Here is a 25,189-nt window from a genome sequence, read left to right as displayed (position 1 = left end):
TTTGCCCCAAGCCCGACAGGTTATTTGCACGTAGGCGGCGCACGTACAGCCCTTTATTCTTGGTTATTTGCAAAACATAACAACGGTGAGTTTGTACTACGTATTGAAGATACCGATTTAGAGCGTTCTACACCGGAAGCAACGGCGGCAATCATTGAAGGGATGGAGTGGTTAAACCTGGCTTGGGAACATGGTCCTTATTATCAAACCAAACGCTTTGATCGTTACAATCAAGTGATTGATGAAATGATTGAGCAAGGCTTGGCTTATCGTTGCTATTGCTCTAAAGAGCGTTTAGATGAACTACGCCATACACAAGAGCAAAACAAAGAAAAACCACGTTATGACCGTCATTGTTTACATGATCACAATCATGCAGCCGATGAGCCACACGTAGTACGTTTTAAAAACCCAACAGAAGGTTCAGTCGTGTTTGATGATGCGGTGCGTGGTCGTATTGAAATCAGCAATAGCGAATTAGATGATTTAATTATTCGTCGTACCGACGGTTCACCAACCTATAACTTCTGTGTAGTGGTGGATGACTGGGATATGGGTATTACTCACGTTGTACGTGGTGAAGACCACATTAACAACACCCCTCGTCAAATTAATATCTTAAAAGCGTTAGGCGCACCAATTCCGGTATATGCACACGTTTCTATGATTAATGGTGATGATGGCCAAAAACTCTCAAAACGTCATGGTGCGGTAAGTGTGATGCAATATCGTGATGACGGTTATTTACCAGAAGCCTTAATCAACTATCTTGTTCGTTTAGGTTGGGGTCATGGTGACCAAGAGATCTTTACGCGTGAAGAAATGATTAAATACTTCGAATTAGATCATGTGAGTAAATCAGCAAGTGCATTTAACACAGAAAAATTATTGTGGTTAAATCACCATTACATCCGTGAATTACCTCCTGAATATGTGGCAAAACACCTTGCATGGCACTATAAAGATCAAGGTATTGATACATCAAATGGTCCAGCATTAACTGAAATCGTGGCGATGCTTGCAGAACGTTGCAAAACCTTAAAAGAAATGGCATCAGCAAGTCGTTATTTCTTCGAAGAGTTTGAAAGTTTTGATGAAGCTGCGGTGAAGAAACACTTTAAAGCAGCGGCGATTGAACCACTTGAAAAAGTGAAAGAAAAATTGACCGCACTTTCTAGCTGGGATTTACATTCTACTCATGAAGCGATTGAACAAACCGCTGCTGAATTAGAAGTAGGGATGGGTAAAGTTGGGATGCCATTACGTGTGGCTGTAACTGGTTCTGGTCAATCACCTTCGATGGACGTGACATTAGTGGGTATCGGCCGTGAACGTGTGTTAGCACGTATCCAACGTGCCATTGATTTTATTAAATCTCAAAACGCTTAATATTTAGGCTGATAAGCGGGATTTGATTATTTCAATATTGACAGTTTATCAGCCGAAATTTATCATAGCTTGCGTTATTTGGGGATATAGCTCAGTTGGGAGAGCGCTTGAATGGCATTCAAGAGGTCGTCGGTTCGATCCCGATTATCTCCACCAAATTTAAAACCTTGAAACTTAAAATGAGTTTCAAGGTTTTTTCTTTATGAGGAATCTACATTTCTTTTAGATAATTCAAGCCTAATCCATTCATTTGTCCCATAATCCAACTTTGTTTTTTACGAACTAATGCACTAGGCTTATTCACTTTATAAATGATAGGGTTTGGCAAAACTGCAGCGAGTAATGCCGCTTCTGATTGCGTTAAATTCTTTGCTGATTTTTTGAAATAATATCGACTGGCTGCTTCTACACCAAAGATACCATTACCAAACTCAGCGATGTTTAAATAGACTTCTAAAATGCGTTCTTTGGACCAAAAGATTTCCATTAATGCCGTTGTGGGAACTTCCAATCCTTTGCGAAACCAACTTTGTCCATGCCAGAGAACGAGGTTTTTCGCAGTTTGTTGAGAAATCGTTGAAGCACCTCGGGTTCGGTGAGATTTTTCATTAAATTTAAAGGCCTTTTGAATCGCCTCAAAATCAAAGCCCCAGTGGTGGGGGAATTTTTGATCTTCAGCGGCAATCACCGCAAGCTGCATATTCGGTGAGATTTCATCAAGACTCACCCAATCATATTTGATTGAATAGCTGAAATCTAATTGTAATAAGTGCCCGATTTTTTGCTGTACCATATAGGCAGAGAAGGGAACAGGGATAAAGCGAAAACAAATGAAAAACGCCAGGATTGCGAGAGAGAAACGCCACGCAACCCGTTGCCAATTTTTTTTCCACCAAGAGGGGCGAAAAAGAGGTAAAAGTGCGGTTAGAATTCGCTTAGTTTTTTGTAGCTTGCTCATCGAGTTGGCTTTTTACCCAGTTTATAAAATCCGGATCCATTGTTTTGAGCATATTAGAACCACGCGTAATGGTTGCTGCACTGGTATTGAGATTCTGTTGAATCTCTCGTTGGGAGAGATTTTTATCTAATAACTGTGCCACGATTTGTAAACGCAAACCCACTGCATCGCGCTCATCAGGCGTGAGCAGAAGCGTTAAGAAATCTTGTGCTTTCCCTTGTTCAAATGCGGTTTGCAAGGTTGTGAGAAAAGCATTCCATTGTTCTAAATTGCGACTAATATACATATCAACAATCCTATACTATTAAACTAGTGCGACTAGTATAGCCGATCGTATTCCTCTTTGCTAAAGGTTTGTAATTTTTCTTTGTTTTGTAGGTTTTGATAGTAAAAATCGTAAGTTAATACGTTTTGAACATAACCTCGTGTTTCAAAGAACGGAATAGAGGCAATAAATTCATCCATAGCCAATTTGCCATTGGCTCTCGCAAGCCATTTTTCTACACGGCTTGCTCCCGCATTATAGGCAGAGGCGATCAAAATGCGATTATTTGGATATTTAGCATTCAGCTCATTTAAGTGAGCTGTACCAAGTAAAATATTATTAAGCGGTTTGAATAAATCTAACTCTCCGTTATAAGGAAGTTGCTGATTTTCTGCCGTTTTTTGCGCAGTACTCGGTAATAACTGCATTAATCCTCGAGCATTTGCGGAAGATTGTGCCATTGGATTCCAAGCACTTTCTTGGCGAGCAATTGCCATGGCGAAGGTTTTGGTGACACGATTATCCACAATGGCTTGAGGTTCTGTTCCGCTGAGATTCACGTTACTGAGGGCAATATCAAAATATTGACTGTAAGCATTTGGTAAGCGTAAGTCGATATAATCCCAAGCTTTTGCAATAATCGAGCCATCTACGCCCAATTCAAACCAATTTTGTTCATTTGCATATTGGCTTAATGCAAGTTGTTTCTCTTGCGGTAGTTTTTCTAATAGAGAACGCCAGCGTTGTTTGGCTGCACCTAATCGATCTAATTGACGTAGTTCTGCAATCTCAGCTAATTCAGTTGCATACTTCTCTTGGATATTGGACTCTTGAGGAATTTTAGGCATTTCCAGTTTGTAGGAATGACCTAATTTGACGGCTGCTAACATTGGATAAAACCCACGTTCTCTCGATAAAGCTTCTAATCGTTGTTTCGCATCTTTATCGGATGCTTGAGCAGCTATTTTAGCCATCCAATAACGCCATTCTTGTTTTTGTTTTGCTTCATCTGAAAGTGCATTTAACCAGGCGAGTAAATCTGTTTGTTGCCAAATAGCCGTACGTAAACGACGTTCAATGAGGTTATCTGCATTGAGTTTAAGAATTTCCTGATCGCGCCATTGCACAAAATTAGGACTTTCATTATCAAAGAAACGGTTAATAAAGGCGATTTTCCAATCACGTAATTCAGCTTCGTTTAATTGCCAAGTCTTCGCCCACTGCTCGTAAGGGGTGAATGTTGGCTCATTCATATTTTCTGGAATGGTCCGCAAATAACGAGCAAAACCTAGCACTACGACAAATTTATTGGTGATTTTATTCGTATTACCATCAATTAATGGCAATGACTCAGCGAGCATTTTCAAATTGGCTGGATTTTTTAAGAGATCCTGATAGAGCACTAAATGAGCGGCTACTTGCTCATCTTCTTTTTTAGCGTTCTCAATTTTTTCTAACTCTTTAGCGAGTATTTCGAGGCCTTTAGCATCATTTTTACCAAAGAGCATTTCCGCTTTTTGATAGATTTTCTCTTCAGTGCGTCCACCTTGTGAATACCAACCCGCCCATAGCTGAGCATCATTAGGTAGTTCAGCATTATTGAGCCAAAGTTGTTCATATTCAGACAAAATAGCCGATTTATTCTTGTCGTTTGATTGATTTTCTGTCGTCTGACTGGTATTGGCTGCCTCTATTTGATATTTAGCTGTAAGCACGGCAATTTGTGTTTCCAAATTATTAGGTGTGAGTTTGGCGAGTGCTTGAGTATCTTCAGCATTGGTTAATAATGTAAAAATGCTTTGTTCTAATTTTCCGCGTAGAAAATGAGAGGCGTGCTGTTGAATAAATTGTTCAATGTCTGTTCGCAATGCATTCACTTCTTCACGAGGCGTATCGCGATTAACGGTTTTTATACGTGCATCTAAATAAGCCGCTATAGCATCAGTTTGCAATGGATAACCTTTTAAAGAATCAATAAGCCCAAGGAATAATTTTGCATTATTAGAAACATGATTATTTTTGACCGCACTTTTTAGGAGCGACTCTAATTGTAGAAAAGTTGCACGTTGTTCAATCAGCTTTAATTCATGAGCGTGCTGTTGTTGTGCCCATTTGGCTTGTTCTTCTGCAAGGTTAATTTGTGGCGCTGTTTCATTTTTGCTTTTATGGGCATGCTGATTAGCCAAAGCTGAGCCTGAAAGTGCGGTTAAAATTAATAACGAAATTGTCGTGTGTTTAAGTGCTCGCATAGGAGATTCCATATAAAGAGAAAGACGGATATTTAGATCCGTCTTTGAGTGTAGAGTTCGTTTTATTTAGAAAACTTTTTTGAAAGGCTTCACAATCACATCACCGTAAACGCCAGCTTCAACATAAGGATCTTGTGCCGCCCAGTCTTTTGCTGCAGACAGGCTTTCGAATTGAGCAATCACTGTCGAGCCAGTAAAGCCAGCTTCGCCTGGGTTTTCATCGTCAATAGCTGGATTGGGACCGGCTGTTAATAAACGACCTTCTGCTTGTAATTGTTTTAAACGAGCGAGATGCTGCTCACGTACTGAAAGACGTTTTTCTAAACTGCCAGGAATATCTTGGGCAAAAATTACGTAATACATCATTTATCCTTTTAACAATTTAATTCTTCGATAGAGGCTAATGCACGTTCTAGTTCAAGATTACCTTCACGTGGAATAGCGCGGGATTTACCGTCTTTCCCAACTGCGACAAAGGTAAATACGGCATCTGTCACGCAGTAACGTTCCCCAATTGGTTCACTCGCAACTTTTTTCACCCATACTTCTACTTTGATTTTAATCGAAGAGCGTCCCACGCTGAGGCATTGACCATAACAACATACCACGTCACCGACAGCGATAGGTTTGATGAAATTCATACTTTCTACGGCAACAGTGACCACACGGCCATGAGCGATTTCTTTGGCAAGAATTGCTCCGCCCATATCCATTTGGGACATAATCCAGCCACCGAAAATATCGCCGTTGGCGTTGGTATCCGAAGGCATTGCTAAGGTACGTAATAATAATACGCCTTTAGATTGACGACCGTCTTTATCAGTAAGATTTGAAACCATTATTTTTCCCCATCATTTTTTTGATCATCTTTAGGTAAGTAACGGTAAATATAAGCACCGCTGACGATTGTTGCAACAAAGGTCATACCAAGTAAACCAAAAGATTTGAAATCAACCCAAGCATCTTCAGACATATTTTGGCTGATATAAATATTTACAAGCATACACAGAATGAAAAATCCTGCCCAGCCTAAATTCAATTTGTTCCACACATTATCCGGTAATTGGATTTCTTTGCCTAATAACTTTTTCACCAGTGGTGTATTGAATTGGAATTGTGCAACCAATAAAACAATGGCAAACAAAGCATTAATAATCGTGACTTTCCATTGTAGGTATTTGATTTCATTGAAATAGGCAGTGAGCAAACCAAAAAAGACGACAGCAATCGCCATGATTTTTTGTTGTTTCTCAATCATGCCATATTTCAGTTTTAGTACAACCATCTGAATGATGGTCGCGATAACTAAGACAATCGCCGCCTCACGCACCCCAAACATTTTGTAGGTGATGAAAAAGAGAACAAGAGGAATAAATTCAAGAAGTTGCTTCATATTATGCCTTCATAAATAAACTGTAAAAACGGTAAGTAAATACCAAAATAAATAGTTGAAATAATGCAGCCAAGATACCAACGATAGCACTTAAAAATGATGAACCCAAGATTGCACCAATGGTATTCACCACTAAAGGAAGAAGTAAATAAGTGAGCAAGGCATAAATAATTAATACGCCATTACGTTTAATACCTGCACGCCACACCTGTAAAGCACTTTGCCCGATAGATTGATTTGCGGCAATGTAATGCACAGGCGATAAGCATAGGCGAACAAAGAAAAATAAACCAAATACCATTGAAACAAAGGCTAGAGGGGAGAGGGCATTTTTGCTTAAAAATGAGCTCATGACATCCGCTATGCCAAAGAGAAGTGGCAAGCTCATAAAAATATCTAAAACGACCACACCTAAAAAACGACGCAATGTAAGCATGAGACCTTGATTAATCGGATTTTCATTTTGCAGACTAATATGATGAATGGTTGCAATACCGAAGGTCGCAATAAAAGACATCAATAATTGTTGGAATAAAAAAGATCCAATCAGTGCAGTTGGCTCCACTTTGCTCAATGCATCAATAATATCCTGTTGTGATGGATTAGGATTATCACCCAAACTCGGCATTGGGACACTGACTAGTGCATTAATCAATTGTGAGATGACGAAAATACCAATGAAAATCAGCACGGTTTTTCGCTGATTACGCATAAAGTTGAGGCTATCTTGAAAAATCTGAGTAAAATTAATTTGCATACTATATCCCACAATAATAAAACCCCGATTATACAGGGTTTATTGTTTTTTTCATAAAATCAGGTTATTTAATGGTGATTTCATTTACCATTTTCAAGAGAGAATATCGTTTTATTCATAAGCATAGCCATTAGGCGGTAGCAACTTACCATCTAAATAAGCTTGATTTTCAATCAGTTTTAATCGCTCTTCAATAAACCATTTAATCACTAAAGGATAAATATTATATTCCTGTTCACGTGTACGAAGTTCAATTTCCTCGACGGTATCACCAGGGAAAATAGGCACTTTAGCTTGTAACACAATGGCACCACCATCGATCTCTTCATTGACAAAATGCACAGTTGTACCGTGTTCGCTGTCGCCATTCTCAAGTGCTCTTTGATAAGTATGTAACCCAGGATATTTTGGCAGAAGGGAAGGATGAATATTTAAAATTTTCCCAGTAAAACGTTGTGTGAATGGCTTGGTTAAGATTTTCATGTAACCGGCTAACACAATGAGATCAATATTGAGAGCGTCTAAATAATCCCCTATAGCCTTATCCATAGCGGGATTGGAACTAAAATCTTGGCGCAAAAAAACTCGGCTAGGAATGCCCGCACTTTCAGCGCGTTCTAAGCCAAATGAATCAATTTTATTACTGATGACAGTCACGACCTTTCCTGGAATAAACCCAGTTTGACAAGCCTCAATTATCGCTTGAAGATTTGATCCTTGCCCTGAAATCAGGACGGCAATTTTTTTCATATTATTCTACATAAAAGAAGGGCGAACCTTTCATTCTGAAATTTTCGCCCTGAAATGGAAAAGAGAAATTATTTAATAATGACTTGTGGTTCGTTATCTGTCGCATTTTCAATATGACCGATTAACCAGACATTTTCACCGGATTGTTTTAAAATCGCTAAAGCAGTTTCCACTTGCGATTGTGGTAATGCAATCACCATACCAACGCCACAGTTAAATGTACGGTACATTTCATAGGTTTCAATGTTGCCTTTTTCTTGTAACCATTTGAATACGGGTTGCCATTCCCAACTGCTTTCATCAATAACAGCTTTGGTATTTTTCGGTAATACACGAGGGATATTTTCCCAGAAACCGCCACCCGTTAAGTGTGCGATAGCATGGACTTCCGTTTGTTTGATTAAGGCGAGAACAGATTTTACATAGATTTTTGTCGGTGCAAGCACTTGTTCACTTAATGGACGACCATCTAATTGCTCAGTGGCTGGGTTGACGCCAGCAACATCAATGACTTTACGAATTAAAGAATAACCATTTGAATGCGGGCCACTTGAACCTAGTGCAATTAAAGCATCTCCTACTTTAACTTGGCTACCATCAATGATTTCTGATTTTTCGACGACACCCACACAGAAGCCTGCTAGGTCATAATCGCCAGCGTGGTACATACCCGGCATTTCAGCGGTTTCGCCACCCACTAATGCACAACCCGATTGTACACAGCCTTCTGCAATGCCTTTTACCACATCAGAGGCAACATCCACATCAAGTTTTCCTGTCGCATAGTAGTCTAAGAAGAATAATGGTTCGGCGCCTTGAACCACTAAATCGTTAACACACATTGCAACCAAATCAATACCAATGGTATCGTGTTTTTTTAAGTCAATGGCTAAACGTAGTTTTGTTCCTACACCGTCTGTACCTGAAACGAGGATCGGTTCTTTATATTTGCCCGGAATAGCACATAATGCGCCAAACCCACCTAATCCCCCGATGACTTCAGGACGAGTAGTTCGTTTCACGTGTGGTTTAATACGTTCAACTAATTCATTACCGGCATTAATATCCACGCCTGCATCTTTATAACTTAATGATGGTTTGCTCACAATGCTATCCTATATTTTTAGGTTAAATGATAAAACGGCGTGATTGTATCAGATTAAGCAAACGTTTGCGATAGTGATTTAATTAGGATTTAAGCAAAAAAATAACCGCACTTTATTTTGCATGATAAAGTGCGGTCAATTTCTAAAATATTTTTAGCGATTTGCTAATTCGAAAATCATCGCTTCAGCTTGGCAGCTAAATGTAAAACGCGCCGTTAAATTGGCGCCATTTTCAGTTTCTGTGATTTCACTTTTAATGTCGCAAGGATCGCTTTCTGTTTTGCGTGCTTTTTCAATGAAACGATTAAGTGCCGCTTCAGCTTCAGCTTTATTCGCATAGGTTTGATGAATATCAACAGAGCAATCTGAACCGTCAATAATCGTACCCACATCAACACAACTACAAGTGAGAGATTCTTCTGCTTTGCATGTTACTGTCATAGGATTTCCTTATTTAAAATTAAGATTGGTTCTATTCTAGCATTTTTAAAACGCTCTGCCAAAGTACCGCATTTTTTTAATTTAAATATCATTTATTTATCACTGGTCGGAACACTTTTAAATTAATCTAAAATAATTTGCACTCCATTTATTGGAGTTTTAGAATCTCGCGGATTTTTTTCATTATTATTAATAACAAAAGGTTCCAAATGACAAAATTTAATAAAACGCTATTAGCAATGACCACATTGTTAGCAGCAAGCGGTGCAAATGCAGCCGCATTCCAATTAGCAGAAGTTTCTACATCCGGTCTTGGTCGTGCTTATGCCGGTGAAGCAGCAATTGTTGATAATGCTGCAGTAGTTACAACTAACCCTGCATTAATGAGTTTATTCAAAACTAATCAATTCTCTGTGGGTGGCGTTTATGTGGATTCTAAAATTCACATGAGTGGTCCAGTTACAGTTAATGCACTAGGTCGTACCGTTGCTGTTGGTTCTGCAGCTCATAATAGTGTTGTTCCTGGTTCATTGATTCCAAATATGTATTTTGTGGCACCAATTAATGACAAATTTGCCATTGGTGGTGGTATGAATGTGAATTTTGGATTAAAAAGTGAATATGAATCAGATTACAATGCAGGTGTATTCGGCGGTAAAACCGATTTAAGCGCGATTAACTTAAATTTAAGCGGTTCATATCGTGTTTCTCAAGGTTTAACTGCTGGTGTGGGGTTAAATGCAGTTTATGCCAAAGCAGAAATTGAACGTCGTGCTGGTATTTTAAGTGATGCATTAAAAAATGTTGCACCATTAGTTCCTGGACTAGTTAAAGCAGGAAAAATTCCTCAAAGTGCTGCCGCATCTTTAGCTCGCTTACAAGGAGTGAATAAAGAAACTGTACTAACCCACTTACAAGATAAAAATGCATGGGGTTTCGGTTGGAATGCAGGTTTAGTGTACGAGTTTAACGAAAATAACCGTGTTGGTTTAGCCTATCATTCAAAAGTCGATATTGACTTTGAAGATGATAATGCTGTGAGTGCGAGTCGTACTATTCGTGGTCAAGGCCCTGCTGCAGGTGGATTAACATTACACTTACCAGATTATTTAGAATTATCAGGTTTCCACCAAGTGACAGATAATTTGGCATTGCACTATAGCTACAAATTTACACATTGGAGCCGTTTCAAAGAGTTACACGCCACCTTTAATGACGGTGAACTTGCTTTCCATAAAGATGAAAAATACCGTAGCAATTCTCGTTATGCATTAGGTACAACCTATAATGTAAATGATAAATTAACGCTTCGTGCCGGTATAGCTTATGATGAAGCGGCAGCACCAACAGAACATGTGAGTGCATCTATTCCAGATACAGATCGTATGTGGTATAGCGTAGGGGCAACTTATAAATTTACCCCGAATCTTTCTATTGATGCGGGCTTTGCGCACTTACGTGGTAAAAAAATTCACTTCACCGAAAGCCAACCAATTGGTGGTTTAGCAACAGTAACAGCGAATTATACCTCTAAAGCAAGTGCTAACCTTTATGGTTTAAACTTAAACTACAGTTTCTAATTTGTTAAAAATTTAGCATAATACGTAGCACACCGAATGAATGTTCGGTGTGCTTTTTTCTTATATGGTCCCATAAAAAACGGGAGAAAAATGACCGCACTTTTTTATGCTTATATGGACTCACCAATTGGTCGGTTATTAATGCTTTCTGATGGTGAACATCTTACAAATTTAGATTGTGAGTTAGAACAAACCACGCCCAATCCAAATTGGATTTTACGAGAAGATTTACCGCTTTTTGAAAAAGTGCAGTGTTCTTTAAGGCGTTATTTTAATGGCGAGCCAGAAAGTTTCTCCGATATTCCTTTATCGCCTAAAGGTACCCCATTTCAACAAGCGATTTGGAAAGCATTATGTCAAATTCCTTATGGTAAAACGGCGAGTTATGGCAGGCTAGCAGAAAGCATTAATAATCCCAAGGCGGTGCGTGCCGTTGGTGGTGCAGTAGGGAGTAATCCCATTAGTATTATCATTCCATGTCATCGTGTATTAGGGAAAAAATGTGAAATCACCGGTTTTGGTGGTGGATTGCCGGCAAAACGTTTTTTATTGAAATTAGAGAATATTCCTTACATTGACAAAGGCGTAGAATACGTTAAACCAAAATTATTGAAGAAATACCACGCATGATCCCACAAACCGAACAAGCCTTATTAGAAAAAGCGCAATCTATTGCGGGGTTAACCTTTGGCGAACTTGCAGATGAATTAAATATTCCCGTTCCGCCTGATTTAAAACGCGATAAAGGTTGGGTTGGAATGTTGCTTGAAACCGCATTGGGGACGACTGCCGGCAGTAAAGCAGAGCAGGACTTTTCCCATTTAGGCATTGAATTAAAAACGTTGCCCATTAATGCAGAAGGTTTTCCGTTGGAAACCACGTTCGTTAGCCTTGCGCCTTTGGTTCAAAACTCGGGCGTGAATTGGGAAAATTCGCACGTTCGCCATAAATTATCGAAAGTTTTGTGGATTCCTATTGAAGGCAGTCGAGATATCCCTTTGCGTGAGCGACATATTGGTCAGCCTATCTTATGGCAACCTTCGGCTGAACAAGAACATCAATTACGCCAAGATTGGGAAGAGTTGATGGATTATATTGTGCTTGGGAAGTTAGATCAGATTACGGCGCGTATTGGTGAAGTCATGCAACTGCGCCCTAAAGGCGCAAACAGCAAAGCCATTACGAAAGGCATTGGTAAAAATGGAGAAGTGATTGATACCTTACCGCTGGGGTTTTATTTACGGAAAGAATTTACGGCAGGCATTTTAAACGCTTTTCTTAATCATAAAAATGGGTGAATCATCACCCATTTTTTTATTTCTCTAAGTTTTGAAAAACACGGAAAAAACCCACCGCACTTTGTAAAGTCTCACCATAAAAAATGAGTGGGATACGATTTCGTTGCCAAGGCGGAACGCCGAGCTCTTGCCAAATTTTTTTCATGGTTTCGGCAGGGCGATTATGTTGTCGTTTCACTTTGCCAGTATAAGCAAATCGTATTTGAATCGGCTCTTGTGTATTGGCAAGTTGAACTTGTTTGTCATTCCAATGCACTAAAATGCCTTGCTCATTGTTGATTGCATAAATTCTTCCAAGATTATCAGGCAAAAGAATCTGTTGATTTAACGGCATATCAAGACAAGTTTGCGACAAATCAGCGAATTTTCTCGTTAAATAGAGACATTGCTGATAACGGCGAATAATATGCTCCCCGAGTTGAAATTGTGGGGATGCATCTGCTTTAGCCTGAATAACATCATCAATAATATGCATTAATTGAACCTGCGTAGGCATAGCAATCTGATTTTTAGCCAACCACATGCGTAAAAGTGCGGTTTGTTTTTGCAATGAATATTCTAGAAAATTTACGAGTGAAAACTGTTTTTGATCCTCAAGAATGTGCTGCTCAAAGCAGGTCTGTAATAATTCATTAATGAGTTGTTGTTGCTCAAAACAATGTTGTGCGGCACGCTGAACTGCATGATCAAAATGTCCCCAGCGTTGGCGTATTTCAGGCAAAATTTGGTTACGTAAGAAATTGCGATCGTAATGATTATCTTGATTGCTTTCGTCTTCGACCCAAGACAGATTTTCTTGCTGAACGTAATCTTCTAATTCATTACGGCTAAAAGAAAGGAGTGGGCGTAGAATAGTCATCCCAAATAATTGGCTTTCTTTTTGCATAGCACCTAAACCTTGTAATCCTGCTCCGCGTTTTAGCGCCAGGAAAAAAGTCTCAGTTTGATCATTTAAATGATGTGCAGTAATCAGATATTCATCAGGCTGGATATGTGTTGAAATCGCCCGATAACGGGCTTCTCTTGCGCCCGCTTCAATGCCATTGTGCATTTCCACTTTGACTTTTTCAATAATAAGTGGAATGGCAAATTGCTCACAGAGTTGTTGGCAATGAGTAGTCCAAGTATCCGCATTCGGGCTTAATCCGTGATGGATATGAATAGCTCTCAGGCTTAAGTGCAGTCGTTTTTCGCTGAGTTTTTTAACTAAAGAAAGCAGTGCAGTTGAATCCAAACCACCGCTAAAAGCAATGAGAAGCTTATTGGCGGTGGTTGGGATTTGTGCTTGGAATAATGAAAAAAGATCCATTAGGCCACTTTAACAGCTTTGTAGTTTGTGCTTGGATTTAAGATTTCAAAACGTGCAGCAATAGGTTGGAGTTCGTAAGATTTTAAATCAAAGGTAGTTTTCATTACGCCAGCAACAGCATTATTCATTTTTTCAAAAGCTTCAACATCATTGCCACAGTTTAAGTAATGCGCCAAGAAAGTTCCCGCAATTAAATCACCCACACCAACAGGTTCAAAGTTAAATTTATAAAGCGGACGACTTAAATGCCATACACCTTCAGGTGTCGCCATAATAATTTCAAAGGTATCAGGATCATTTAATTTACCAGCTTTACCTAAGTGTTTAACTAACACTTTCTTCACACCTTTAGCCACTAATGCATTAGCGGCTTTCAGCACATCGTCAAACGTATTGATAGGGAAGTCAGAAAGCGTACGAAGCTCTGAAAGATTTGGTGTCATGATGTCCGCACGTGGAATCGCTTTTTCAATTAAGCGTTCACGTACACCATCGGCCACCACGCAGACTTTTTCGGCATTTGGCATAACAGGATCGCACAAGTAAAGTGCATTTGGGTTACGTGCTTTGATTTTTTCTAAAGCATAGATAATTTGGTCAACTTGCTCAGCTGAACCTAAATAGCCAGAAAGCAACGCATCACATTCTTGCAGTTTTCCAATAGCATCTAAACCGTTAGCAATTTCACCAATTTGCTCTTGTGGAATCACCATGCCCGTCCATTTGCCATATTGAGTATGGTTAGAGAATTGCACGGTATTGAGTGCCCATACATCCACGCCTAATAGCTGCATTGGAAAAGTGGCGGATTTATTACCGGCAAAACCATAAACTACGTGAGATTGGATTGCTAATACGTTTTTCATTTTGAGTTCTCCTTTTATATTATTTTAGGCATTGATGCTGTTTCTTGCATCCATGCAACATTTTTTTCAAAACACAAAAAAGAGCGGTTAAACTAACCGCTCTTTTTCTATTTTATTAACAATAACCGTAAGACATTAAACGTTCATAACGTCTTTCTAATAAGCCATCTTTGTCGAAGGTATCGAGTTCGTTTAGTTCTTCAACAAGGCATTGTTTTAAATTACGTGCCATTTCATGATAATTACGATGCGCACCACCTAATGGCTCTTGAACGATATTATCAATTAAACCTAACTCTTTTAAACGAGTTGCGGTTAAGCCCATGACTTCGGCTGCGGTTGACGCTTTTTCTGCGCTTTTCCATAAGATAGAAGCACAGCCTTCCGGTGAAATAACGGAATAAGTTGAATATTGCAACATATTTACTTTGTCGCCGACACCAATGGCTAATGCACCACCAGAACCGCCTTCACCGATTACCGTACAGATAACAGGTACTTTTAAGGTAGACATTTCACGTAAGTTACGAGCAATCGCCTCAGATTGACCGCGCTCTTCTGCACCGATACCTGGGTAAGCCCCTGGCGTGTCGATAAAGGTAATAATAGGTAAGTTAAAACGCTCAGCCATTTGCATTAAACGTAATGCTTTACGATAGCCTTCAGGTGCCGGCATACCAAAGTTACGTGTTACTTTATCTTTTACTGTACGACCTTTTTGGTGACCGATAATCATTACCGCGCGACCATCTAAACGAGCAAGACCACCTACGATTGCTTTATCATCGGCAAAGGCACGATCGCCCGCAAGTTCTTGGAAATCAGTAAAAATATGTTCGATATAATCAAGCGTGTATGGACGATTTGGGTGACGTGCCATACGAGAAACCTGCCATGCATCAAGATTTGCAAAGGTTTTTTTGGTTAATTCATCGCTTTTCTTTTGTAAGCGTTTAATTTCATCGTGTAAATCAATTTTGTCATCAGATGCTGAACGTAGTGCTTCAATTTTGGCTTCAAGTTCAGCAATAGGTAATTCAAAATCTAAATATTCTTGGCTCATTTCTTATCCTAAAATATCGTCAAAAGTTGCCCGCACTTTATCAAGATTTAAGGTGCGGTGCAAATGGTTTTCACTGGTTGGAGCGGATTATAAATATTCCTTTTTTAGTAATGATAACAAAAACAAAAATGCGGAACAAATCACGACAGAAGGCCCCGCAGCTGTATCATAAAAGGCGGAAAGGAATAACCCGCCAACGACGGAAAGCATACTGATTAAAATCGCAATAAACACCACTTGTTCAGGTGTTTTGGCAAAACGTCTTGCTGTTGCGGCTGGAATAATTAAGAGCGATGTAATAATCAGGGCCCCTACAAACTTCATACTTAATGCGATCGTCAGTGCGGTCAAAATCATTAAAATAAATCGCATTTTTTTAATGTTAATGCCTTCTACTTGGGCTAATTCAGGCGAAACTGTGGTGGAGAGTAAGGCTTGCCAGAAGTAAAGTAGAGTGCCTAATACAATGATTACGCCAGCAGCAATATAAGGTAAATCGTTAAAATTAATGGCGAGTAAATCCCCAAAAAGATAACTCATTAAATCGACTCGGACATTTTTAAGTAAGCCAACCGTAACCACGCCAAGTGAAAGACAACTGTGCGCGATAATGCCTAAAAGGGTATCCACTGAAAATTGCGTGTTACTTTCGAGCCATACCATTAATACGGCGAGAATAATCGTCAAAATTACAATGGCAACATAAGGGTTAATTTGTAGGAAAATGCCTAACGCCACACCGAGTAAGGCTGAGTGGGAAAGGGTATCACCAAAATAAGCCATTTTACGCCACACCACAAAAGCACCGAGTGGTGCGGTAATTAAGGAAAGCAGTAAGCCCGTAAGCAAGGCGGGAAATAAAATCTCAAACATGATTTTTCCTTATTGTTGGCATTCTGATGGATTGGCACTGCAACTACAAACATCACCGTGCATATTATGGTGATGGTTATGGTGGTGCGTATAAAAGCCCATATTTTGTGAGATTTGATTGCCCCAAAGACGCATAAATTTGGGATCATTGGATAGGCTTTCTGGTGTGCCGGCACAGCAAATGTGTTGATTGATGCACAACACTTCTTTACTGTCCGCCATCACGATATGCAAATCATGGGAAACCATTAAAACCGCACAGTTTAAGGTTTGTTGAGTACGATGAATCAGCTGATAAAGTTCAGCTTGACCATTAATATCCACGCCTTGAGTTGGTTCATCTAGCACCAGTAAATTGGGTTTATTTAAAATCGCACGGGCCAATAATACACGTTGCATCTCGCCACCAGAGAGTTTTTGCATATTATTTTTTCTCAAATGAGTGATAGAGAGTTGCTCAAGTGCGGTTGATATTTCTTGCGTTTTAACACCTTTTTTGAGCGCCAGAAAACGCTCAACCGTCATTGGTAAGCTGTGATCGAGGTGAATTTTTTGTGGGACATAGCCAATTCTGACATTAGCGCTATAAATCACCTCACCAGATGTTGGCGTTTGCAATTTTAATAAGGTTTTTAAGAGGGTTGATTTTCCCCCACCATTTGGCCCTACAATGGTGATAATGGAATTGGGATAAATGCTGAGATTAATGTCCCGCAATGCGGTTTTTTGTTCAAAGACCACATTGATATTTTTCAGTGTAATTAATGGTGTGGGTTGGGCTGGTTGAATGGCGCGAATCTGCATAATTCCCCCTTTAAAAATGGCTCACTAAAATAGCTCATTTCCGCCTTTTTCTCAAGAAATTCCGACTATGCCTAATATTTAGGCATAAGATTTCACATTTTTAGGGTAAAATGAATTTTTCCTAGAGTTTGTAGTCTGAAAAACGAAAATCTTTTTTACTCATTTTAAAGGTATCTATTTTGCAACACGTTAAATTAGCCAGAGATCGACGGAAAAGAAAATCCCGCATAAAAGCGGCGATTTTTTTTGCCGCACTTTTGCTTATTTTAACGGGCATTTTCCTCGCCTTTAAAGATACCGCTGATTATGATCCTTCTCTGCAAAGTAATCTTGAACCAGAGATGGTAGATAACGTTCAATATCAATCTCTTACACCTGAAAAAACGGAATCGGGCAATCCTCAATCTCAAGAAGGCGAACATCCTGAAGCAAAACAACATGCTAATACAGAAGATGCAACCTCTTATGATGATGAACTTCAAGCCAAAGATGATGAAGTCGATGAAATCAAACCACAATTTGACGATCTCAATGATTTACCAAAAGATGCTCAAGATGCACTCAGCGGTATTTTAGATGTGGCCGATCAAGCATTACGTATCACCGATCAATTTAGCCATACCGTAGTACGTGGCGATTCATTAAAAGATGTACTAGAGCTTTCCGGTTTAGAAGATGATACGGCGAAAGATTTGATTGCTGCGTATCCTGAATTAAAAACGCTGCGCGCAGGTCAGCAGTTCTATTGGATTTTAGATAAAGAAGATCAGCTGGAGTATTTAAACTGGTTGGTGTCTGAAAAAGAAGAACGTATTTATGAACGTACGGAAGACGGTAAGTTTAAACGCCAAATTCTAGAGAAGAAAAGTATCTGGAAGAAAGAGGTGTTAAAAGGAACAATTAACGGATCTTTTGCATCAAGTTTGCGTGATTTAGGTCTAGATGGTCGTCAAATCAGCCAATTAAGCTCAGCATTACAATGGCAAGTAAGTCTTCAAAAACTCAGTAAAGGTACTAAGTTTGCGATTTTGGTATCACGTGAATATTTAGGCGATAAATTAACCGGTCAAGGTAACGTTGAAGCCATTCATATTATGGCAGATGGTAAGAGCTATTATGGTATTCAAGCGGCGAATGGTCGCTACTACGATAAGCAAGGGGAAACCCTTGGCAAAGGTTTTGCGCGTTATCCATTACAACGCCAAGCACGTATTTCGTCACCATTTAACCCAAATCGCCGCCATCCGGTAACGGGACGTGTTCGTCCGCATAAAGGGGTAGACTTTGCTGTTTCACCAGGTACGCCAGTTATTGCGCCAGCAGAAGGTGTGGTGGAAAAAGTGGCTTATCAAGCCGGTGGTGCAGGACGTTATGTGGTGATACGCCATGGTCGTGAATATCAAACGGTGTATATGCATTTAAGTCGTGCTTTAGTGCGTGCGGGCCAAACAGTGAAGAAAGGGGAGCGCATTGCATTAACTGGTAATACGGGTATTTCAACCGGTCCACACTTGCACTACGAGTTTCATATCAATGAGCGAGCGGTGAACCCGCTTACGGTGAAATTACCAGGTACCAGCAGTGGAATGGCAACAGCAGAGCGTAAGCAATTCTTAGTCCGAGCGAAAGAAGTTGAAAGAACATTAAAATTATAGTGAATAAAATGCGGTCAAATTTGACCGCATTTTTTATAGGCCTAAAAAATTAACTTAAAACTAACCGCACTTATCTTTTCTCTTTTTCCTCAATATGCTATTCTCTTTGCATTTTAGAATTATTCTCATTTTTATGGTTAAGAGACGTTATCTGATTTTTCTTTTGATCGTGCTTTCCTTTGTTTCACTTTTTCTCGGGGTAAGTACCGTTAATTTGCAAGGGTTACTGAATTTTGAAGGTAATCAATGGCAGATTTTTTTAATTAGTCGCGTGCCTCGCTTAATCAGTATCTTGATTGCAGGTGCATCCTTAAGTATTTGTGGCTTAGTGATGCAGCAACTCAGTCGAAACCGATTTGTTTCTCCTACCACGGCGGGCACAATGGACAGCGCACGATTAGGGATTTTAATGGCGATGCTGTTTTTCCCAACGGCCTCAATGTTGTTAAAAACCGCAATTGCAGTGATCGTCTCTTTCCTTGGTACATTGTTATTTATGACGATTCTGTCCCGTTTGAAATTCAAGGACACCATTTTTGTACCTTTAGTAGGGATTATGTTTGGTAATATTATTAGCTCGATTACCGCCTTTATTGCTTACAAAGAAGACTTGTTACAAAACTTATCGGGATGGTTACAAGGGGATTTTTCGCTTGTGATGTCTGGTCGTTATGAATTGTTGTATTTCAGTATTCCTACACTCATCGTGGCTTATTTATTTGCGCATCGTTTTTCTATTGTCGGGATGGGGAAAGACTTTGCGGTTAATCTGGGTCTAAATTACAACCAAGTACTTTATCTCGGATTGCTCATTGTGGCGGTGGTGTCTTCGATTATTATCGTGTCTGTTGGCGTGATCCCTTTCTTGGGGCTAATTATTCCAAATATCGTCACGCTTTATTTAGGGGATAACTTGAAGAAAGTGTTATCTCATACCGCTTTGTTAGGTGCGGTATTTGTTTTATTCTGCGATATTTTAGGTCGAAGTGTGATTTATCCTTATGAGATTTCCATTAATGCCGTGGTTGGCGTATTTGGCAGTGGTATCTTCTTATTTTTATTATTAAAGCGGTATAGAAATGGCTAAGAAATCTTCTTCTCAACTGATTGTATTGTCGTTGTTAGCCATTGTTTCTCTTGCACTCTATTTAGGCTACAACTTACCAAACCGTTGGCAATATGCCTTGGAAAATCGTGCTTTATCCTTAATTGCGATTGTGATTACAGGCGCGGCAATTGCACTCGCTACGATGATTTTCCAAACGGTTGTGAATAACCGAATTCTCACGCCGAGTATTTTGGGTTTGGACTCGCTGTATTTACTGATTCAAACGACGATTATCTTTCTTTTCGGTTCAAGCACATTGCTTTCAATGAATTCGATTGCATTGTTTGTCTTGTGTACGGGATTAATGATGGCATTTTCATTAGTGCTTTATCACTTCCTGTTTAAGAAAGAGAACCAAAATATTTTCTTTTTGTTGCTTGTCGGGATTATTTTCGGCACCTTCTTTGGTAGCTTAACGACATTTATGGAAGTGTTGATTGATCCAAATGAATTCCAAATCGCTCAAGATATTGGCTTTGCAAGTTTCAACCGAATTAATACACAAATCTTGTGGGTCGCATTAGCCATTTTAGTCGCGACCATTGTTTTCAGTCTGAGATATTGGCATTGCTTTGATGTGTTGGCGTTAGGGCGAGAAAATGCCGTTAACCTAGGTATCGATTACCAAAAGACCTTAAAAATCTTATTAATTCTGGTGGCAATTTTAACGTCAGTGTCGACCGCACTTGTTGGCCCACTTACGTTCCTCGGGTTATTAGTGATGAACGTGACCTTTGAATTTGTTCGTGATTATCGTCACAAGATACTCATTCCTGCTGCGATGTTAATTTCCATCATTACCTTGGTTTTAGGGCAATTATTGGTGACGCATATTTTTACGTTCCGCACGACATTAAGCATCATCGTTAATTTTGTCGGTGGCGTGTACTTTATTTATTTGTTATTAAGAGCAAACAAAAAATGGCAATAGAAATTCGCAATATTACTAAAAGTTACGGAAGCAAAAAGGTGGTGGATAATGTGTCCGTCACCATTCCTACGGGGAAAATTACGTCTTTTATCGGGCCGAATGGCGCGGGGAAGAGTACGGTGCTGTCTATTATGAGCCGTTTGTTGAATGCGGATAGTGGTGAGATCTATCTCAACGGTGAATTGCTCAATCGTAAGAAAAGTAGCGATATTGCGAAACAACTTGCGATTTTAAAGCAAACTAACAACATTAATTTGCGTCTAACCATTGAAGATTTAGTCGCTTTTGGGCGTTTTCCTTATTGCAAAGGAAACTTAACCCAAACTGACCGCACTTTTATTGATAATGCTATTGCCTATATGAATTTAGATGATATCCGTCATCAATATATCGATAACTTAAGTGGTGGGCAGCGACAACGCGCTTATATTGCGATGACGCTTGCACAAGATACGGATTATATTTTGTTGGATGAGCCATTAAATAATCTGGATATGAAACATTCAGTGCAGATCATGCAAGTTTTGCGAAAATTAGCGACAGAACTCAACAAAACCGTGGTGATTGTGATTCACGATATTAATTTTGCCTCTTGTTATTCAGACTACATTGTCGCCATGAAAAATGGAAAATTAGTGCATCAAGGGGAAGTTAACCACATTATGCAATCGCCCGTGCTACAAGATATTTATGATATGGCGATACCTATTCAGGATATCGACGACCATAAAATTGCCGTTTATTTTAGATAAATAAGGAAATTTTCATGAAAAAAACATTATCAACATTAGCACTTTCACTTTTTGCTTTGGTCGGTGTTGCTCAAGCAGCAGATATTACCGTTGAAAATGCCGCTGGAAAGCAGGTTGTGCCACAAAATCCACAGCGAGTCATTGTGCTTGATTTTGGTGCAGCAGACACACTTCGTGCATTAGGTGTGCAAGATAAAATCGTGGGTTTCCCACAAAGCGGAAAAATTCCAAGCTATCTTTCAGAATTTGCAGACAAAAAATATAAGAATGTCGGTGATTTGAAAGAACAATCATTGGAGCAAATTAATGAACTCAATCCTGATTTGATCATCGCGTCTAAACGTCAAGAAAAAATGATCGACAAATTTAAAGAAATTGCACCAGTATTTAATGTTGAAAATGATTACAACAATTACTACCCGAGTTTTCAACAAAATGTGACCGCACTTGGTCAGATCTTTGGTAAAGAAAATGTTGCGAAAGAAAAACTTTCAGCATTAGAAAGTAAGGTTGACCAAGTCGCCAAAGATGCGAAAGGCAAAACAGCCTTATTGGTATTGGTTAATGAAAGTAAAATCAGTGCCTTTGGTGATGGTTCTCGTTATGGTATGGTGTATCAAAAATTTGGTTTTAAACCGATTGATGACAGCATCAAATCGTCTACGCATGGACAAAGCGTTGGTTTTGAATATATCTTAGAAAAAAATCCAGACTTTTTACTTGTCGTGGATCGTACCGCGGCGATTACAGAAAAAGCCAACAATGCACAAAAAGTGTTGGATAACGATATCATCAAACAAACCAAAGCGTATAAAGATGGACACATTGTGTATCTTGATGCAGCGAATTGGTATCTTGCGTTTGGTGGTTTAGAAAGCATGGAAATCATCGCACAAGAACTTGATCGTGCAGTGAAAAAATAATACAAAAAACCATCTAAAAGGGCAGTCAAGGATTGCCCTTTTTATATGTAAATTAATCTTTACACATATCAATAAACTCCCTATCATATTGGCATCATTCAATAAAATTGAGCTTATTTTATGCTGACATTTAATCCACAAGATCCTTTCTCTTGCTTTGTCACTCAAAGCCTTTCCATGAAAAGTACGGTCGAAAATGCACAACGTTTTGCGATGTTTGATGTGCCGCTTTTAATTCAAGGTGAAACGGGTACGGGTAAAGACTTATTAGCAAAAGCTTGCCATTTTGCGAGCTTGCGTCGTGAGAAAAAATTCATTGCGGTAAATTGTGCCGGCTTGCCGGATGAAGATGCGGAAAGTGAAATGTTTGGGCGTAAAGTAGGTGATAGTGAAACCACTGGTTTTTTTGAATATGCTAACGAAGGCACGGTGTTGCTGGATGGCATTGCTGAGCTTTCATTAAGTTTACAGGCAAAATTATTGCGTTTTTTAACGGATGGTTCTTTCCGTCGAGTGGGTGAAGAAAAAGAACATCATGCGAATGTTCGAGTGATTTGTACTTCACAAGAACCTATGGAAAAACTGTTAGAGCAAGGGAAATTACGCAGTGATTTATTCCATCGCTTAAATGTTTTAGCGCTAAATGTGCCGCCTTTGCGTGAGCGAGTGGAGGATATTCAACCTTTAACGGACGGTTTTTTACAAGAAATAAGTGCTCAGCTTAAGATTTCAATGCCGCAATATAATGCTGATTTTCTGAATTATTTAAAAGGGCAGACTTGGCAAGGTAATGTGCGAGAGCTTTACAATGTCTTGTATCGCGCCTGTTCCTTAGCGAAAAATAACCAGCTTGATATTGAAAGTTTAAATTTAAAACCCGTACAAAGTGCGGTCATTTCTGCGGAGGATTTTGGTGAGCAAACGCTGGATGAGATCATGGGACAATATGAGGCGAGTGTATTGCGTGCATTTTATGCCCAGTATCCAAGTACGCGTAAATTGGCACAACGATTAGGTGTATCACACACGGCGATTGCCAATAAATTAAAACAATACGGTATTAGTAAATAATTTCTGACAGTTTAGGGAATTGTTTACAAAGTTTGAGCCATTTGACTTTATCAATTTGTACATTGAGGATAAATTCACCCTCATCTGAAATTTGTTCGTGACGAATGCTATTTAATTGATAGAGCGCGTGGCGAATTTTTCCCTCTTGTGGGAGCAGTGTAAGGGTGAAAGAAAGTATCTCATTTTTCAACCGCACTTTAATGGCTTCAAGTAGCAGCTCTAATCCTTCACCTGAATGTGCTGAAAGATAAACGGCAACGGGCTTATTCTCATCATCATATTCAATATGGGGTGCCACATTTTCCAATAAATCGATTTTGTTATATACCAGCAATACTGGTACTTTGTCAGCCTTAATTTCTTCCAACACTAAATTCACGGCTTCAATATTTTCGATCTTTCGAGCGTCTGCTGCATCAATGACATGCAATAACAAACTGGCTTCTACCGTTTCTTGCAAGGTAGATTTAAAAGCGGAAACTAAATCATGGGGAAGTTGGCGAACGAAACCAACGGTATCGGCGAGAATCGCTGTGCCAACATCTTGAATTTGCAAACGTCTTAATGTGGGATCGAGGGTGGCAAAAAGCTGATCTGCCGCATAGACATTGGCTTGCGTGATGAAATTGAAGAGTGTTGATTTCCCCGCATTGGTGTAGCCTACTAAGGAAATGGTCGGAATATCCGCTTTTTGTCGTGTTTGGCGATTTTGATTGCGTTGTTTTTCGACTTTCGCCAAACGATTTTGCAACTGCGCAATACGCACCTTGATTAAACGGCGATCCGTTTCTAATTGCGTTTCGCCTGGACCACGCAATCCAACCGCACCTTTTTGCTGATCTAAGCCTGTTTTTCGGCGGACTAATCGAGTCGATAAATGCTTAAGTTGAGCTAATTCAACTTGCAATTTCCCTTCGTGCGAGCGGGCTCGTTGGGCAAAGATATCTAAAATCACTCCAGTGCGATCCACTACACGACATTGGCAGATACTTTCTAAATTACGAGTTTGAGCGGGCGTTAATTGGTGATTCACCAAAACAACATCGGCATCTAAGTCTTTCACGGCATCTGCAATTTCTTGTGCTTTTCCCTCACCGATAAAGTATTTTGCTTGTGGCGTGGCACGGCTTGTGGTGATGATTTGTAAAATCTCAACATTGGCAGATTCCGCTAAAAGTTGGAATTCTTGTAGATCTTCAATGTTTTTATTTTGAGAAAAGAAAACATGCACGACGACAGCTTTATCTTTCGCCGATTGGCTATTGTCGCCTGTTTTAGATGACGAAAGTGCGGTTGAAATTTCTGGTGAATTTTCAACCGCACTTAAATTGATGAAATCATTCATTGAACAGAATTATTCTGCTTGTGTTTCTACTTCCGCTGCAGCGTCAGAAGTTTGTGCTGCATGATGACCGCCGTTATTATTGTGGTGAGAAACAGAACGTGCTGGAACCACAGTTGAAATAGCGTGTTTGTACACCATTTGATTAACAGTGTTTTTTAATAAAATCACGAATTGGTCGAATGATTCGATTTGACCCTGTAATTTAATCCCATTAACGAGATAAATCGAAACAGGAATACGTTCACGGCGTAACGCATTCAAATAAGGATCTTGTAATGATTGTCCTTTTGCCATTTTGCTATC

Annotated in this window: 27 protein-coding genes and 1 tRNA gene; 11 read left to right on the top strand and 17 right to left on the bottom strand. The window is 39.5% G+C overall.

The window, feature by feature from the left end; translation table 11 throughout:
• Both gltX and HMPREF2732_RS04720 read left to right on the top strand, forming a co-directional pair.
• A partial coding sequence (gltX, locus tag HMPREF2732_RS04725; protein WP_070591569.1) for a glutamate--tRNA ligase occupies positions 1 to 1,389 on the top strand: 1,389 nt, incomplete at its 5' end.
• A gap of 80 nt (positions 1,390 to 1,469) precedes the next feature.
• A tRNA-Ala gene (locus tag HMPREF2732_RS04720) sits at positions 1,470 to 1,545 on the top strand.
• 55 nt (positions 1,546 to 1,600) lie between these two features.
• On the opposite strand, the gene mtgA is transcribed toward HMPREF2732_RS04720, so the two are convergent.
• The 10 genes from mtgA to HMPREF2732_RS04670 all read right to left on the bottom strand — a co-directional run bounded on the left by mtgA (position 1,601) and on the right by HMPREF2732_RS04670 (position 9,308).
• Positions 1,601 to 2,347, bottom strand: a complete 747-nt coding sequence (mtgA, locus tag HMPREF2732_RS04715; RefSeq protein WP_070591567.1) for a monofunctional biosynthetic peptidoglycan transglycosylase — start codon at positions 2,345 to 2,347, stop codon at positions 1,601 to 1,603.
• The gene (trpR, locus tag HMPREF2732_RS04710; RefSeq protein WP_049366422.1) at positions 2,325 to 2,633 is read right to left on the bottom strand and encodes a trp operon repressor; all 309 of its coding nucleotides are present in this window, start codon (positions 2,631 to 2,633) and stop codon (positions 2,325 to 2,327) included. Before trpR ends, mtgA begins: the two co-directional genes overlap by 23 nt.
• Positions 2,634 to 2,665: 32 nt before the next feature.
• Positions 2,666 to 4,861: a transglycosylase SLT domain-containing protein gene (locus HMPREF2732_RS04705; RefSeq protein ID WP_070591564.1), complete on the bottom strand. Its 2,196-nt coding sequence runs from the start codon at positions 4,859 to 4,861 to the stop codon at positions 2,666 to 2,668.
• 66 nt (positions 4,862 to 4,927) lie between these two features.
• Positions 4,928 to 5,224: a YciI family protein gene (locus tag HMPREF2732_RS04700; RefSeq protein WP_070591563.1), complete on the bottom strand. Its 297-nt coding sequence runs from the start codon at positions 5,222 to 5,224 to the stop codon at positions 4,928 to 4,930.
• Between the two features lie 11 nt (positions 5,225 to 5,235).
• Positions 5,236 to 5,700, bottom strand: coding sequence for an acyl-CoA thioester hydrolase YciA (gene yciA, locus HMPREF2732_RS04695; protein ID WP_070591561.1), 465 nt, complete (start codon positions 5,698 to 5,700; stop codon positions 5,236 to 5,238).
• Positions 5,700 to 6,254 carry a septation protein A gene (locus HMPREF2732_RS04690; RefSeq protein ID WP_014064871.1) on the bottom strand — a complete coding sequence of 185 codons (555 nt, stop codon included), beginning with the start codon at positions 6,252 to 6,254 and terminating at the stop codon, positions 5,700 to 5,702. Before HMPREF2732_RS04690 ends, yciA begins: the two co-directional genes overlap by 1 nt.
• A 1-nt stretch (position 6,255) precedes the next feature.
• A complete protein-coding gene (locus HMPREF2732_RS04685; RefSeq protein ID WP_070591558.1) occupies positions 6,256 to 7,011 on the bottom strand; it encodes a beta-methylgalactoside transporter in 756 nt (251 codons plus the stop codon).
• A 111-nt stretch (positions 7,012 to 7,122) separates the two neighbouring features.
• The gene (gene purN / locus HMPREF2732_RS04680; RefSeq protein WP_070591556.1) at positions 7,123 to 7,761 is read right to left on the bottom strand and encodes a phosphoribosylglycinamide formyltransferase; all 639 of its coding nucleotides are present in this window, start codon (positions 7,759 to 7,761) and stop codon (positions 7,123 to 7,125) included.
• Positions 7,762 to 7,829: 68 nt separating this feature from the next.
• Positions 7,830 to 8,867, bottom strand: a complete 1,038-nt coding sequence (gene purM, locus HMPREF2732_RS04675) for a phosphoribosylformylglycinamidine cyclo-ligase (RefSeq protein ID WP_049370533.1) — start codon at positions 8,865 to 8,867, stop codon at positions 7,830 to 7,832.
• 153 nt (positions 8,868 to 9,020) lie between these two features.
• Positions 9,021 to 9,308, bottom strand: coding sequence for a YfcZ/YiiS family protein (locus HMPREF2732_RS04670; RefSeq protein WP_005697117.1), 288 nt, complete (start codon positions 9,306 to 9,308; stop codon positions 9,021 to 9,023).
• Positions 9,309 to 9,517: 209 nt separating this feature from the next.
• Here HMPREF2732_RS04670 and HMPREF2732_RS04665 point away from each other — a divergent pair, with 209 nt between their 5' ends.
• The 3 genes from HMPREF2732_RS04665 (at position 9,518) to mutH (ending at position 12,186) form a co-directional block, all read left to right on the top strand.
• On the top strand, positions 9,518 to 10,888 hold the full coding sequence (locus HMPREF2732_RS04665; RefSeq protein ID WP_070591553.1) for a porin: 1,371 nt from the start codon (positions 9,518 to 9,520) through the stop codon (positions 10,886 to 10,888).
• A 90-nt stretch (positions 10,889 to 10,978) separates the two neighbouring features.
• Positions 10,979 to 11,518 (top strand): methylated-DNA--[protein]-cysteine S-methyltransferase, encoded by a 540-nt coding sequence (locus tag HMPREF2732_RS04660; RefSeq protein WP_070591550.1) that lies wholly within the window; start codon positions 10,979 to 10,981, stop codon positions 11,516 to 11,518.
• Positions 11,515 to 12,186 carry a DNA mismatch repair endonuclease MutH gene (mutH, locus tag HMPREF2732_RS04655; protein WP_070591546.1) on the top strand — a complete coding sequence of 224 codons (672 nt, stop codon included), beginning with the start codon at positions 11,515 to 11,517 and terminating at the stop codon, positions 12,184 to 12,186. The genes HMPREF2732_RS04660 and mutH overlap by 4 nt, the downstream gene beginning before the upstream one ends.
• A gap of 16 nt (positions 12,187 to 12,202) precedes the next feature.
• Here the strand turns inward: mutH and tilS are convergent, their stop codons facing one another.
• From tilS to znuC, 5 genes are all read right to left on the bottom strand, one after another.
• The gene (gene tilS / locus HMPREF2732_RS04650; protein ID WP_070591543.1) at positions 12,203 to 13,495 is read right to left on the bottom strand and encodes a tRNA lysidine(34) synthetase TilS; all 1,293 of its coding nucleotides are present in this window, start codon (positions 13,493 to 13,495) and stop codon (positions 12,203 to 12,205) included.
• Entirely contained in the window at positions 13,495 to 14,361 is an 867-nt protein-coding gene (gene pdxY / locus HMPREF2732_RS04645; protein WP_049369150.1) for a pyridoxal kinase, read from the bottom strand. Before pdxY ends, tilS begins: the two co-directional genes overlap by 1 nt.
• A 115-nt stretch (positions 14,362 to 14,476) precedes the next feature.
• Entirely contained in the window at positions 14,477 to 15,424 is a 948-nt protein-coding gene (gene accA, locus HMPREF2732_RS04640) for an acetyl-CoA carboxylase carboxyl transferase subunit alpha (RefSeq protein WP_049368033.1), read from the bottom strand.
• 87 nt (positions 15,425 to 15,511) lie between these two features.
• Positions 15,512 to 16,297: a zinc ABC transporter permease subunit ZnuB gene (znuB, locus tag HMPREF2732_RS04635; RefSeq protein ID WP_054418308.1), complete on the bottom strand. Its 786-nt coding sequence runs from the start codon at positions 16,295 to 16,297 to the stop codon at positions 15,512 to 15,514.
• A 9-nt stretch (positions 16,298 to 16,306) separates the two neighbouring features.
• Complete coding sequence (gene znuC, locus HMPREF2732_RS04630) at positions 16,307 to 17,101, bottom strand: zinc ABC transporter ATP-binding protein ZnuC (protein ID WP_070591540.1); 795 nt, start codon at positions 17,099 to 17,101, stop codon at positions 16,307 to 16,309.
• 179 nt (positions 17,102 to 17,280) lie between these two features.
• On the opposite strand from znuC, the gene mepM reads away from it, so the two are divergent.
• The 6 genes from mepM (at position 17,281) to HMPREF2732_RS04600 (ending at position 23,541) form a co-directional block, all read left to right on the top strand.
• On the top strand, positions 17,281 to 18,756 hold the full coding sequence (mepM, locus tag HMPREF2732_RS04625) for a murein DD-endopeptidase MepM (protein WP_070591538.1): 1,476 nt from the start codon (positions 17,281 to 17,283) through the stop codon (positions 18,754 to 18,756).
• A 133-nt stretch (positions 18,757 to 18,889) separates the two neighbouring features.
• On the top strand, positions 18,890 to 19,843 hold the full coding sequence (locus HMPREF2732_RS04620; RefSeq protein ID WP_070591532.1) for an ABC transporter permease: 954 nt from the start codon (positions 18,890 to 18,892) through the stop codon (positions 19,841 to 19,843).
• Positions 19,836 to 20,795: an iron chelate uptake ABC transporter family permease subunit gene (locus HMPREF2732_RS04615; protein ID WP_070591528.1), complete on the top strand. Its 960-nt coding sequence runs from the start codon at positions 19,836 to 19,838 to the stop codon at positions 20,793 to 20,795. Before HMPREF2732_RS04620 ends, HMPREF2732_RS04615 begins: the two co-directional genes overlap by 8 nt.
• Positions 20,786 to 21,547 (top strand): iron ABC transporter ATP-binding protein, encoded by a 762-nt coding sequence (locus tag HMPREF2732_RS04610; protein ID WP_070591526.1) that lies wholly within the window; start codon positions 20,786 to 20,788, stop codon positions 21,545 to 21,547. Before HMPREF2732_RS04615 ends, HMPREF2732_RS04610 begins: the two co-directional genes overlap by 10 nt.
• A gap of 14 nt (positions 21,548 to 21,561) precedes the next feature.
• Positions 21,562 to 22,470: a siderophore ABC transporter substrate-binding protein gene (locus tag HMPREF2732_RS04605; RefSeq protein WP_070583059.1), complete on the top strand. Its 909-nt coding sequence runs from the start codon at positions 21,562 to 21,564 to the stop codon at positions 22,468 to 22,470.
• A 120-nt stretch (positions 22,471 to 22,590) separates the two neighbouring features.
• Positions 22,591 to 23,541, top strand: a complete 951-nt coding sequence (locus HMPREF2732_RS04600; RefSeq protein WP_070591524.1) for a sigma 54-interacting transcriptional regulator — start codon at positions 22,591 to 22,593, stop codon at positions 23,539 to 23,541.
• On the opposite strand, the gene hflX is transcribed toward HMPREF2732_RS04600, so the two are convergent.
• Positions 23,531 to 24,886 carry a ribosome rescue GTPase HflX gene (gene hflX, locus HMPREF2732_RS04595; protein ID WP_070591520.1) on the bottom strand — a complete coding sequence of 452 codons (1,356 nt, stop codon included), beginning with the start codon at positions 24,884 to 24,886 and terminating at the stop codon, positions 23,531 to 23,533. The two genes, HMPREF2732_RS04600 and hflX, sit on opposite strands and share 11 nt — an antisense overlap.
• Before the next feature lie 9 nt (positions 24,887 to 24,895).
• Positions 24,896 to 25,180: an RNA chaperone Hfq gene (gene hfq, locus HMPREF2732_RS04590; RefSeq protein WP_049364479.1), complete on the bottom strand. Its 285-nt coding sequence runs from the start codon at positions 25,178 to 25,180 to the stop codon at positions 24,896 to 24,898.
• Between the last annotated feature and the right edge of the window lie 9 nt (positions 25,181 to 25,189).

The organism is Haemophilus sp. HMSC061E01 (assembly GCF_001810345.1).
In the GTDB taxonomy this organism is placed as follows: Bacteria; Pseudomonadota; Gammaproteobacteria; order Enterobacterales; family Pasteurellaceae; genus Haemophilus_D.
The sequence above is the reverse complement of the archived record's forward strand: the minus strand, read 5'-3'. Positions and strand labels throughout refer to the sequence as shown.